General features: G+C 70.2%; 5 protein-coding genes. All 5 read right to left on the bottom strand.

Annotated features, from left to right (window positions below):
* Complete coding sequence (gspG, locus tag BLS66_RS07415) at positions 1 to 444, bottom strand: type II secretion system major pseudopilin GspG (protein ID WP_049464282.1); 444 nt, start codon at positions 442 to 444, stop codon at positions 1 to 3.
* 49 nt (positions 445 to 493) lie between these two features.
* Positions 494 to 1,714, bottom strand: a complete 1,221-nt coding sequence (xpsF, locus tag BLS66_RS07410) for a type II secretion system protein XpsF (protein ID WP_032956504.1) — start codon at positions 1,712 to 1,714, stop codon at positions 494 to 496.
* Between the two features lie 24 nt (positions 1,715 to 1,738).
* A complete protein-coding gene (gene gspE, locus BLS66_RS07405) occupies positions 1,739 to 3,460 on the bottom strand; it encodes a type II secretion system ATPase GspE (protein ID WP_074725548.1) in 1,722 nt (573 codons plus the stop codon).
* A gap of 136 nt (positions 3,461 to 3,596) precedes the next feature.
* On the bottom strand, positions 3,597 to 5,450 hold the full coding sequence (locus BLS66_RS07400; RefSeq protein ID WP_049464278.1) for a S8 family peptidase: 1,854 nt from the start codon (positions 5,448 to 5,450) through the stop codon (positions 3,597 to 3,599).
* Between the two features lie 157 nt (positions 5,451 to 5,607).
* Positions 5,608 to 13,140, bottom strand: a complete 7,533-nt coding sequence (locus BLS66_RS07395; RefSeq protein WP_074725547.1) for an ESPR-type extended signal peptide-containing protein — start codon at positions 13,138 to 13,140, stop codon at positions 5,608 to 5,610.
* Positions 13,141 to 13,180: the final 40 nt, after the last annotated feature.

The following is a 13,180-nucleotide window of genomic DNA, read 5'->3' as shown; positions in this document are numbered from 1 at the left end:
TTACGGCTGATAGCGGATATCGGCGTCGACGCTGCTGCCACCGGCCTTGCCATCCTTGCCCAGGCTGACCAGCTCGTACGGCTGGCCTTCGCCGGGCGCGCGGTATTCCAGCGCGTGGCCCCACGGATCATTCAGGTCGGCCGGCTTGGCGTACGGGCCGAGCCAGCCGCCGACGCCGGCCGGCGCGGTCACCAGGTCATTGAGCGTGCCGGGCAGCTTGCCGGTGTCGATCTGGTAGTTGTCGATCTTGGAGGCGACGGTCTGCACCTGCGCCTTGGCGATGTTGGCCTTGCCACGGTCGGCACCGCCCAGCACGCGGCTGGCGACCAGGGTCAGCACCGCGCCGATCAGCACGATGACGATGATGATCTCCAGCAGGCTCATGCCCGACTGGTTGCGCGCGGCGGCGAAGGAAAGGCGGATCGGTCGGCGACTGGCAATCATGGACGGTCCTTTCAGTTGCGGAGTGTCAGGGTTGCGGAGCGTGCCATCGTCAACCGATGGCATTGGTCAGGTCATACAGCGGCACCAGCACGGCCACGATCACCGCACCGACCACCGAGGCCAGCACCAGGGTGATCGCCGGCACCATCGCCGCCAGCATGCGGTCGATGCGCCGGGCGCTGTCCTGTTCGAAGGTATCGGCCGCTTTCAGCAGCATGGTATCGAGCGCGCCGGATTCCTCGCCGACCTGGATCATCTGCAGCGCCAGGCGCGGGAACCGCTTGCCGCGCGACAGCGCCAGCGACAGGCCGGCACCGTTCTTCACTTCATCGGCGGCGGTTTCGACATCGGCGGCCAGGGCACGGTTGCCCAGCACGTTGCGCGCGATGCCCAGTGCCCCCAGCAGCGGCACGCCATTGCGCAGCAGTGTGCCCAGCGTGCGCGCCAGCCGGGCGGTTTCCAGCTCGCCGATGAGGCGGCCGATGCCACGCCGCTGCAGCAGCCAGCCATCCAGCGCCAGACGGAACGCCGGTTGCCGCGCCTTGCGCTCGAAAAACAGCACCAGCACGCCGGGCACCACCAGCAGCAGCACCCACCAGTCGCGCACGAACAGGCCCAGCTGCAGCACTGCGTTGGTGAACCACGGCAGCGCCACGTCCAGGCTTTCGTACATCTGCGCGAACTGCGGCACCACGTAGCCGAGCAGGAACAACAGCGCGCCACCGACCACCACCAGCAGGATCGCCGGGTAGACCAGTGCGTTGATGACCTTGCCCTGCAGCGCACGGCTGCGCTCGAGGTAGTCGGCCAGGCGCTGCAGGGTTTCATGCAGGCTGCCACCGGCCTCGCCGGCACGCACCATGTTCACGTACAGGCGCGAGAACAGCCCATGCTGGCGTTCCAGCGCGGTGGACAGGGGCGCACCGCCGCGCACCACGTCGCGGATGTCGGTGATCGCGCGGCGTGACCGTTCGTCCTCGGGCAAGCCCAGCAGGATCGACAGCGCGCGATCCAGCGGCTGGCCGGCACCGAGCAGGGTCGCCAACTGCTGGGTGAACTGCAGCAATGCAGCACCCTGCAGCGGGCGCTGCTGCAGCAGGTTGCGCCAGCTGCTGCCGCCGATCGCGCCGGCGTCGGCCAGCTGCGTCTCCATCGGCAGGTGGCCCTGGTCCTGCAGGCGCGCGATCAGCTCGGCCTCGCTGGCCGCTTCCATCTGCCCGTCGAAGACCTCGCCATGCGGGTTGAGCGCCTTGTAGCGATAGTTCGGCATGTCAGCCCCGGCGTCCTGCGCGCATCAGCTTTCCTCGGTCACGCGCAGCACTTCCTCGATGGTGGTCTGCCCGCTCAGCGCCTTGGACAGGCCATCCTCGTACATCGTGCGCATGCCGGCCTCGCGGGCGATGCGTTCGATCTCGCCCATGCCGTCGCGACGCATCACCGCACGGCGCAGCGCATCGTTCATCACCAGGAATTCCATGATGGTGGTACGCCCCAGATAGCCGGTCGGCGCCAGCGCAGACGGCTTGGGGCGGTACAGATGGATCGGCCCTTGCGGCTGCAGGCGGCGCAGTTCGAACCGTTCGATCTCCTCCGGCGAGGCTGCGTAGCGCTCAGCGTGGGTCGGCTCCAGCCGGCGTACCAGGCGCTGGGCCAGGATGCCGTTGATGGTGGAGGTGAGCAGGTAGTCTTCCACGCCCATGTCGAGCAGCCGGGTGATGCCGCCGGCCGCATTGTTGGTGTGCAAGGTGGACAGCACCAGGTGGCCGGTCAGCGCCGACTGGATCGCAATGCGCGCGGTTTCCAGGTCGCGCATTTCACCGATCATGATGATGTCCGGATCCTGGCGGACGATGCTGCGCAGCGCATTGGCGAAGTCCAGGCCGATCTGCGGCTTGGCCTGGATCTGGTTGATGCCCTCGATCTGGTACTCGACCGGGTCTTCGACCGTGATGATCTTGACGTCGGCGGTGTTGAGCTGGCTCAGCGCGGTGTACAGCGTGGTGGTCTTGCCCGAACCGGTCGGGCCGGTCACCAGCAGGATGCCATGCGGCTGTTCCAGCACTTTGCGGAACTGCGGCAGGAAGGCGTCGGTGAAACCCAGCCGATGGAAATCGAACACCACTGTCTCGCGGTCGAGCAGTCGCATCACCACGCTTTCGCCGTGCGCGGTCGGCACGGTGCTCACGCGCAGGTCCAGTTCCTTGCCCTGCACGCGCAGCATGATGCGGCCGTCCTGCGGCAGGCGCCGTTCGGCGATGTTGAGCCGGGCCATGATCTTGATGCGGCTGATCACCGCGGCAGTGAGGTTGGCCGGCGGGCTTTCGCCCTCCACCAGCACGCCATCGACGCGGTAGCGGACCTTCAGCCGGCTCTCGAACGGTTCGACATGGATGTCCGAGGCGCGCAGCTCCACCGCACGCTGGATCACCAGGTTGACCAGGCGGATCACCGGCGCTTCCGACGCAAGATCGCGCAGGTGCTCGATATCGTCGACGGCACCGCCCTCGCCATCGGCGGTTTCCACGATCGCCCCCATCGCGCTGCGGCCCTGGCCGAACCAGCGCTCGACCAGATCATCGATCTCCGCGCGCATGCCCAGCACCGGCGTCACCGGGACCCCCAGCGCCAGCTGCACGGCCTGCTGCGGATAGGCGTCATGGGCATCGGCCAGCCACAGCCGCACCCCGTGTTCATCCAGTTCCAGCGGGCACACGTGGAACTGCTTGAGGAAACGCAGCGACAGCGGCAACCCTTCGGCCAGCGCCTGCGGCGGCGCTTCGGGCACCTGCTTGCCCTCCAGCAGCGGCAGGCCCAGCACTTCGGCGCTGGCCAGCGCCTGGTCGCGTTCAGACACCAGGCCCAGCCGCACCAGCAGGCCCAGCAGGCTGCCGCCGGCCTCGGCATGCAGCGGCCGCGCGCGCGCCAGGTCGCCTTCCTTGAGCCGGCCGCGTGCCAGCAGCGCATCGAGGATGCGGCCTTCGGCGTCGTCGATAACGGGTGCAGCGAGCGCGTTCACATGACTCTCCTGTCAATCGGCCCGACTTTAGCAGTTAAGCCGTGATTTCCGCTGCCCCGCGGCCACCTTTCGTAAAAAGACGAAGCCCGTCACACAGGGTGACGGGCGTCGGCCGTTCAACTACGACAACGGGTGCTTACTGCGTGGCGAGAATGCTCACGCCGTTGTATGCCGCTTCGCCCACCACCTTGATGTAGTAGGTGCCCGCGACCGGCTTGTTCACCCGCACCGTTTCCGAGGTGCCAGGGCGGGTCGACTTGGCGTCGTTGTCGCTGGCACTCGGTTCGCGTCCCTGGGCGATGTAGACCGAGACGTTGCCGGTACCGCCGTAGGTGATCACGCTGAGCTGCTTGCCGGCGGCCGCCTCGAAGCTGTACAGGCGGCTGCTGCCGGCCGCACCGTTCAGGCCCCCCACGGCGGCCTTGTTGGTCAGCGGCGTCGCCACCGGCCCGCAGTTCTCGGTGCACGGCTCTTCCAGCGCCTTGGCCAGCGCCGCCTTGGCATCAACGATGCCGGTACCGATCGGGGTGGCAGCCGGGATGCTGACCGGGAAGGGACGCGCGGTCTCCTTCAGCAGCGTGCGCATCGCCGCCGGGGCCAGCGGATCCTTGCCCTTGGCGATCAGCGCGCTCTGCACCAGCGCAGCGACCGCTGCCACGTGCGGCGACGCCATCGACGTGCCGCCCATGCCCATGTAGCTGTAGCTGCCCGACTGCGGGGTGGTGGCCGCATCCGAACCGGACTGCCAGATGTAGCCGCCCGGGTTGCCGTCCACGCTGCCACCGCCGCCGGGGCCGGACAGGTCCACGCGCGTGCCGTAGTTGGAGTAGTAGGTGATGCCGCCGGTGATACGGGTGGCGCCCACGGTCACCACGCCATCGCAGCTGGCCGGACGGTACTTGGATGCGTTGTCGGTCTCGTTGCCGGCGGCCACCACCACGGTGGTGCCGCGCGAGATCGCGCCGTTGATGGCGTCCTGGTAGGTCCCGTCACAGCTGCCGCTGCCGCCGAGGCTCATGTTGATGATCTCGGCCGGGTTGGCATTGGCGGGCACGCCCGCTACGGTGCCGCCGGACGCCCAGGTGATGGCGTCGGCGATATCGGAGAGGTAGCCACCGCACTTGCCGAGCACGCGGACCGGCAGCACCTTGGCCTTGTGCGCGACACCGGCCATGCCGACGCCGTTGTTGGTCTGCTCGGCCACGGTACCGGCCACATGGGTACCGTGCCAGGAACTGTCCTCGGCGACGGAGCCGGTGTAGCACTCGTTGTCGTTCTCGACCCAGTCGCCATAGTCCTGCGCGCCCGGCACGCGATCATTGGTGGCACGGCGCGACGTCTCGGCATCGCTGATGAAGTCGTAGCCTTCCAGCAGGTTGCCGACCAGGTCCGGGTGCTGCGGCAGGATGCCGGTGTCGAGCACGGCCACCACCACGCCCTCGCCCTGCGATACATCCCACGCAGACGGTGCGTTGATGCCACCGGTGGCGTTGTGCAGGTGCCACTGGTACTGCTGGTAGTACGGATCGTTCGGTGCCAGCGCCGGCTGCACGTCACCGGCACGCAGCTCGGTGCGGCGCAGCTTCACGTCGGCTTCGGCGTACTGCACGGCCGGGTCGGCCTTCAGTTCCTTCAGCACGCGCTGCAGTTCCGCAGGCGCCAGGCGCCCCTGCAGACGGATCAGGTCGGCACCGACGCCGAGCCTGCGCACGACCTGCGGGCCAAGCGTGCTGGCGCGGGCGGTGCCACCGGACAGGCTGGCGCGGGTCAGCGCGGACTGCACGGTGGACAGCTTGGCCGAACGGTCGCCCGCCGCAGCGGTGCCGGCACGGTACTTGACGATGATGCGCTCGGCGCCCGGCTCGGCGGTGCTGGCCTGGCGCACCGGTTCACGGGTCGGCAACCCGGCGGCGTGGACGGCACCCACCGCGGTCATCGACAGCACGGCGGCGGCAAGCACATTGATGCGAAGGTTCTGCTTCTTGATCACGTCGAATTCCTCTTCTGGGTCATGGATCGAACCAACACTGCGGCCATCATTCCTTGACGACTCCCGGCCGGCCCAGCCGGGATTGCCGTGACCTCCCCCCAGGCCCTCGTTGCAGGTGATGCGCCGGCGTGGGTGGCCGCCGGCGCGATGGACGGGCTTACCAGCCGAAGCCGGCGCCCACGCCGACCGAGCTGTCATCGCTGCTGAAGGCGCCGCCGAAGGTGACCGTGGCGCGATCGCTGATCGCGCGCTGGTAACCCAGTGACAACGCCGATTCGCCGCCCTGGAAACCGATGCCGACGCCGACCCGGTTCTGGGTGCGGATGCCGGCGGCACTGGTGGCCATGTTGAGCATCGCCGCGCTCATCGCACCCTGGCGGTCGATGCGGCGGTCCATGTGGCGCAGGCGTCCATCGATTTCGCCCTTGAACACATCGAAGCTGTCGGCGACGGCCTGCACGCGACTGTCGGTGTAGCTGTTCGCCGTGGCCACGCCACGATCCAGCTGGCCCTTGTTGACGGCGTCGGTGGCGGTGGTGCCGGCGGCGACGTTGGTGACCTGGCGTTCGTTGCCTTCGCTGCCGACCGACACGGTGTTGGCACGGTCGGCGACCGAACCCTGGCCCAGTGCCACGGCATTTGCGGCCGTGGCGTTCGCACCCTGGCCAATGGCCGTGGACGACGCGCCGCTGGCGACGGCCCCCTCGCCCATGGCCACCGCGTTGGCGCCGGTTGCCGGGGTTCCGACCGGAATCCCGGCGCCCGCTGCGGCCACGGTCGGCGTGCCCTGCACGCGCGCGCTGCCTGCGGTCGACGCGGCCGGTGCGGCATCGGCTGCCACGGCGGCATCCCCCAGGTTGGCCGAACCGTCATCCAGCGACGCACTCATTGCGCGCAGGCTGGCCGTGCCGGCGCGCGTGCCACCGGCGGTGCGGCGGTCGATCTCGCTCACCTTGCGGTCCAACGCACCCAGCGCATCGCCGACGTTGCTGTAGGTAGCGCCCTGGATCACATAGTTCGGTGCCACGAACACGCCTTGCATGCCGACGCTGGCGCCACCGCCGAGGAAGCTGGCGGCGTCACTGAGCGACTGGAACAACTGCCCGCCATTGATCGCCTGGCGGCTGCCGGCGGCAATGCTGCCGGCGCCGACATTGTCGATGGTGGTGCCCTGGATGCCGGACAGGGTCAGGCGCTCACGGCTGGCATCGTCATAGCCGACCGCACTGGCCGCCGTGGTCTCGACCGTGGCGATGCGCGCGTCGAAATCACCGACCCGGGTTTCCACGGCGCCGACGCGCTGGTTGGTGACATTGAGCTGGGAACCGGTGACCGCATCGGTACTGCCGGCCGCGATGCGGCCGTCGGCCACGTTGACGATGCGCCGCGTGGCCGGACCGGCGGTGCCGTTGCCACCGCCGACCGAGACCACATTGGCCTCCAGCGCACGCGAACCGGCACCCAATGCCACCGAGTTGTTGCCGCTGGCGCCGCTGTTGGCGCCCAGTGCCAGCGCCGCGTTGCCGATGGCCGTGGCACCACTGCCCAGCGCATTGCTGCGGCTGCCACTGGCGTTGGCGTTGCCGCCGATGGCCACGGCATCGGCGCCGGTGGCACTGGCGGTACCCGAACCGTTGGCCTTGAAGCGTTGCCCGACCGCATCGGCGGTGGCGGCCACTGCATCCAGCTGGCCCTTGTTCACCGCATCGGTGGCCTGCGTACCGGCCGCGACATTGGTCAGCTGGCGGTTGATCGCGCTGTGGGTGACTCCGGCAGCATCGACCCACTCCTGCGCGGCACCCACCGACACCGTGTTGGCGCGGTCGGCCAGCGAGCCCGCACCCAACGCGACGCTGTTGCCGGCGTCCTTGGTGGTCCAGGTGTTGCTGCCGAGCACCGTCGCGTTGCTGGCCTGCGCGTAGCTGTTGTAGCCGACCACGGTGGCGCCGTCTTCGGTGGCCCACGCCTCGCTGCCGATGGCGGTGGTGAACCGGCCAGCGCTGACGCTGGCGGCATCCTGTCCGGCCAGTGCATTGAAGCCGACCGCCACGCCGTTCAATCCGGTCGCGGCGTTGTTGCCCAGAGCGGTGCCATACTCGCCCGCCTTGGCCTGCACGCCGAAGCCGGCGCCGGCGATCTCCGCGATGGTGCCCTGGCCCACCGCCGTGGACACGTCGGCGGCCTGCGCGGCACTGCCGATCGCGGTGCCGAAGAAGCCGGCGCTGGCGCCTGCACCCAACGCCGTGGCGCGCCAGCCACTGGCCTGTGCGAAGTTGCCGACTGCCGTGGTTTCGCGACCATCGGCGATCGCGCCGTAGCCCACTGCGGTGGCCGCCAGGCCGGCGGCCTCGGCCATGCCGCCGACAGCGGTTGCCCCGATGCCCTGCGACTGCGACTGCGCGCCGATCGCAATGCTGGCGGCGCCGCCGCTGCTGCTCTGTGCACCCAGCGCGACGGCACCGCCTGCGGTGCTGCTGGCACCGCTGCCGATCGCCACACCCTGCTCGGCCGTGGCCAGCGCGTCGACGCCGACCGCGGTGGCATTGGCCGCGACCACCGTTGCGCCGCTGCCCACTGCGGTGGCGCCGTTGCCAATCGCATTGGCCGCGTTGCCAGCGGCGAGCGCATCGTCGCCCTCCACCCGTGCTCCGGCTTCGCCATCGGCGTTGCCGCTGGCCTGGAACTGCCGGCCGGTCCTGTCGGCAACGCTGGCAACCGCGTCCAGCTGGCCCTTGTTCACCGCGTCGGTGGCCTCGGTGCCCGCCGCCACGTGCGTCACCTGGCGCTCGCCGCCGGCGGTGCCCACGGCCACAGTATTGTCGCGCTCGGCCTTGGAGCCGGCGCCCAGCGCCACGCTGTTCAACCCACTGGCGGTGGCACTGGCGCCCAGTGCCGTGGCATCTGCCGCATCCGCCCACGAATTCCAGCCGATCGCGGTGGCGTAATCTTCGGTCGCCCAGGCGCCGGCACCGAAGGCCGCCGCGCCGGTGCCGCTGGCGCGCGACGGGATCAGGCCGAAGAAGGTGCTGCCACCGATGGCCACGCTCTCGGCGCCACTGGCTTCGCTGGACTGGCCGACCGCAACGGCGCCGCTACCGGCCGCCGCGGCACCGAAGCCGACCGCCGTGGTGTTGGCGCCACTGGCGGCCGAACCGTAGCCCAGCGCGGTGCCGAGGCGACCGCTGGCTTCGGCATAGCCACCGACGGCGGTGGTGCCATCGGCGGAGGCGGCACTGCGGAAGCCACTGGCCAGTGCCTGCGTGCCGCTGGCATTGGATTCGGTGCCGGTTGCGGTGCTGTACGCACCGCTGGCCTGGGCCCGCGCACCCACGGCACTGGCCCCCAGCTCGCTGGCGCTGGCGCCGGTGCCGAGCGCGAGGCTGTCCTCGCCGGTGGCCTGTGCGGTGCTGCCCAGCGCCGCAGCGTTGTTGCCGGTGGCCAGCGCGTCGATGCCGACGGCGGTGGCGTTGGCCGCCAGTGCATTGGCGCCGCTACCGAGCGCGGTGGCACCGTTGCCGATCGCGTTGGCCGCATCACCAGCCGCCAGCGCGTTGTCGCCCTCGACCAGTGCGCCGGTTTCACCGTCGGCGTTGCCACTGGCCTGGAATTGCCTGCTGGTCTTTTCCGCTGCGGCGGCGACGGCATCAAGCTGGTTCTTGTTGACCGCATCGGTGCCCTGCGTGCCAGCGGCCACATTGGTGATCTGGCGGGTGTTGCCACCGCCGCCGACCGACACGGTGTTGTCACGGTCGGCGATCGAGTCGGCGCCCAGCGCCACGCTATTGGCCGCGCGCGATTCGGCGGCGTTGCCCAGCGCGGTGCTGTTGATGCCAGCCGACCAGGCGCCGCCACCGACAGCGGTGGAGTAGTTGCCCGATGCTTCGGTGGCCAGCACGCCGAACAGCGAGCCGCCGACGGCGACGCTGTTGGTGCCGGTCGCCAGGCTGCCCTGGCCGGTGGCCGTGCTGTAGGCACCCGAGGCTTCGGCGTCGCCGCCCAGCGCCACGCTGTTGGAACCGGAGGCATTGGCGAAGTTGCCGAAGGCAGTGGCGTTGAACGCCGAAGCCTGCGCGTAGCCACCGATGGCGGTGCTGTAGCCGCCGGTCGCTTCGGCACCGATGCCGAACGCGGCCGACGCGGTGCCGCTGGCGACGCTTTCGCTGCCGACCGCGGTGGCGCCGCTGCCACTGGCGTTGCTGAAGTAACCCACCGCCACGGCCTCCTCACCGGAGGCTTCGGACAGCACGCCGCTGGCGGTGCTGCCGGCGCCGCTGGCGATGCTGGCGGCGCCGAACGCCGCGCTCTGCTCGCCGCTGGCCTCGCTCTCCGCACCCTGTGCGGTGGCGTACTCGCCGGTCGCCTGCGCGTTGGCGCCGACTGCGCTGGCGTTGGCGGCACTGGCCAGGGCGTTGAAGCCCAGTGCCTGCGCGTTGGTGGCCAGCGCGTTGGCACCGCTGCCGAGCGCGGTGGCACCGTTGCCGATGGCATTGGCCGCATCACCGGCCGCCAGCGCGTTGTCACCGTCCACCAGGGCACCGGCCACGTCGTCGCCGTTGCCGCTGGCCTGGAAGAAGCGGCTGGTGGTGGTGGCGGTGGTCGCAACCGCGTCGAGCTGTGCCTTGTTCACCGCGTCGGTGGCCTGGGTACCGGCAGCGACGTTGGTCAGCTGGCGCTCGTTGCCGGCGCTGCCGACCGAAACGCTGCGGGCGCGGTTGGCAACCGAGCCGGCGCCCAGCGCGACGGCGTTGCTGGCACTGGCGTTGCTGCCGGCGCCGAGCGCGATCGCGCTTTCACCACCGGCGACCGTGTTGGTGCCGATGGCGATGCTGTTGACGCTGTTGCCGAGCGCCTGGAAGCCCAGCGCCACGCTGTTGTCGCCATACCCGAAGGCGCCCCGGCCGACCGCCGTGGCGCTGGCACCGTTGGCCCAGCTGTTGTAACCGATGGACGTTGCGCCGCTGCCACTGGCCCACGCCGCATTGCCGAACGCCGAGGCATTGGTGGCCGTGGCCCACGCACCGGAGCCGAAGGCACTGGCGCCACTGGCCGTGGCCCAGCTGTAGCCACCGACGGCGGTGCTGTCGTCGCTGCTGGCGAAGGCACTGTCGCCAACCGCAACCGCGTAGCCGCCGGTTGCACGCGACGTTCCGCCAGCAGCGAAGCTGTTGTCCCCGCTGGCCTTGGCCGCATTGCCGAACGCGCTGCTGGCGGCGCCGGTGGCCTGTGCGCCGCTGCCCACTGCGGTGGCGTTAGCGACGGCGGTGGTGCCTACCTGCTGCGCCGTGCCGTCGGCACCGATGATCGGCTGGTTGTACTCGTCGTAGGCCTGGCCGAGGCCACCGATGGCAACACCGCCGTTGCCGGTGGCGTTGCTGTTGCGACCGACCGCCACGGCGTCGTCACCGATGGCCGAAGCGGCCGCGCCATGTGCAACCGCGCCGGCGCCGATCGCATTGCTCGACGAACCGGCCGCCACCGCGCCTTCGCCCTCGGCGAGCGCACCGGCATCACTGCCCGCTTCCGGCTGGGCCTGGAAGAAGCGCGCGGTGTTGTCCGCGGTACTGGCCACGGCGTCCAGCTGCGCCTTGTTCACTGCGTCGGTGGCTTCGCTGCCCGCGGCCACGCTGGTGATCTGCCGTTCGTTGCCGGCACTGCCCACGGCCACACTGTTGGCGCGCACCGCTTCGGAATTCGCGCCAAGCGCGACGCTGTTGGCGCCACGCGCAGTGGCGTAGTACCCGACGGCCGTGCTCTGTGCGCCGCTGGCCCAGGTCTGCGCGCCGAGTGCGCTGGCATTCTCACCCGGGGCGTAAGCGAAGTAGCCGACGGCGGTGGATTCCGCGCCGGAGGCTTCGGTCAGGCTGCCGTTGGCCACCGCGCGGTCACCGCTTGCGATGGCACCGGCGCCGACGGCCGTCGCCGCTTCGCCGCTGGCCTGGGTCTGCACGAAGAAACCCAGGCCCGGAATCAGGTCGGCCGGGCCACCGATGGCCACGCTGCTGGTGCCGGTGGCGTTGCTCTGCGTACCCAGCGCAGTGGAGTAATCACCGATGGCATTGGCGACCGCACCGAACGCGGAGGCCTGGGCACCGGCGGCATAGGCACCGACGCCGTAGGACGACGCCGCAAAGCCGCTGGCTTCGGCACTGGCGCCCACCGCGGTGCCACCGACACCGGCGCTGGTGGCGCCGGTTTCGACCGGCACGCCACCACTGGTGATCAGCGGATTGCCATCGGCATCCACCGCAGCACCACCGACAGCGACGCTGCCCGGGCCGTTCGCCTGCGCGTTGTTGCCGAACGCGGCGCTGTTCTGACCTGAGGCCAGTGCGTTGTTGCCCACCGCGGTCGCGTTCTGTGCGACGGCATTGGCGCCCGCGCCCACAGCGGTGGTGCCGTTGCCGATCGCGTTGGCCGCCTCGCCGGCCGCCAGTGCCTCGTCGCCTTCGGCCAGCGCGCCCGCGTCGCTGTTGCGGCTGCCCGTGGCCTGGAAGTGCCTGGCGGTGGCATCGGCCACGGCGGCCACGTCCTTCAACTGGCCGACATTGACCGCATCGGTGTCTTCGGTGCCCGCCGCGACACTGGTGATCTGGCGGGTCAGGCCGTACTCGGCCGCACCGACGGACACCGTATCGACGCGGTCGGCCAGCGAGCCGGCACCCAGCGCCACGCTGCCGGTGGCGACCGCCGCCGAGTTGGAACCCAGCGCGGTGCTGTACTCACCCACGGCGGTGCTGAACGCACCCACCGCGATCGATGCTTCATTGGCGGCGGTGGCGCCACGGCCCAGAGCGGTACTGCCCGGACCCATCGCCACGGCACCGCCACCGACGGCAGTGGCGCCGTCGGCGCTTGCTTCGGACAAGGCACCCAGTGCGGTAGCCGCGCCGTTCTCGCTGGCGGCATAGGCGCTGGCGCCGACAGCGGTGTCACCGAGGCCGAACGCGGCCGCGCTCTGCCCGACCACCACGCTGGCGTCGCCGATGGCCAGGGCGCCCTGGCCGAATGCGCTGGCGCCCAGGCCGGCGGCAATGGCCTGGGTGCCGATGGCAGTCGTGGCGTTGGCCAACGCCTGTGCACCGGCACCGGCGGCCACCGCGCCCTGCCCGTCGATCTTCGCTGCGTCGCTGTCATCACCGGCGCCATCGGCCTTGAAATAGCGCTCGCCATCGGCGGCCACGTCCGCCAGCGCCGCCTGCGTGGCGCGCGCCTGCGCATCCAGCTGCGCCTTGTTCACCGCATCGGTGGCCTGGGTGCCGGCGGCCACGTTGGTGATCTGCCGTTCCTTGCCGGCATCGCCGACGGACACGGTGTTGGCGCGCGCGGCCTTGGAACCGGCGCCCAGCGCCACGCTGTTGGCCGCGCTCGCGCTGCTGTTGCCGCCGATCGCCACCGCGTTGCTGCCCTTGGCGCTGGCCGTGCCTTCAACCAGGCACTTTTCCAGCAGCTTGCCACTGAACGCCACGCAGGTAGCGCTGCCGCCGATCTGCACCGACTGCGCAACGGCGGCACTGCTCATGCCCAATCCCAATACCAGCCCCAGTGCCACAGCCAGCGCGGCTGGCGTTGCCTGCGTCGTGTCGCGGCGCTGGTCGACCACACCACCGCTGCTGTCGGAAGAGGCCAGTTCCGAGGCCACGACCAACTGACCCAATGCTTTGTTCCAGACCTTGCGATAAATCCGATTCATCGGTACGGCTCCTGATTGGACTGGTTTTGGGCAAAGCAAC

Source organism: Stenotrophomonas pavanii, assembly GCF_900101175.1.
In the GTDB taxonomy this organism is placed as follows: Bacteria; Pseudomonadota; Gammaproteobacteria; order Xanthomonadales; family Xanthomonadaceae; genus Stenotrophomonas; species Stenotrophomonas pavanii.
This window is presented reverse-complemented; position numbering and strand designations above follow the sequence as displayed.

Bases quoted from the DNA above. Each gene is read 5' to 3' on its own strand.
- gspG (WP_049464282.1), bottom strand. From the start codon at position 444: ATGATTGCCAGTCGCCGACCGATCCGCCTTTCCTTCGCCGCCGCGCGC.
- xpsF (WP_032956504.1), bottom strand. From the start codon at position 1,714: ATGCCGAACTATCGCTACAAGGCGCTCAACCCGCATGGCGAGGTCTTC.
- BLS66_RS07395 (WP_074725547.1), bottom strand. From the start codon at position 13,140: ATGAATCGGATTTATCGCAAGGTCTGGAACAAAGCATTGGGTCAGTTG.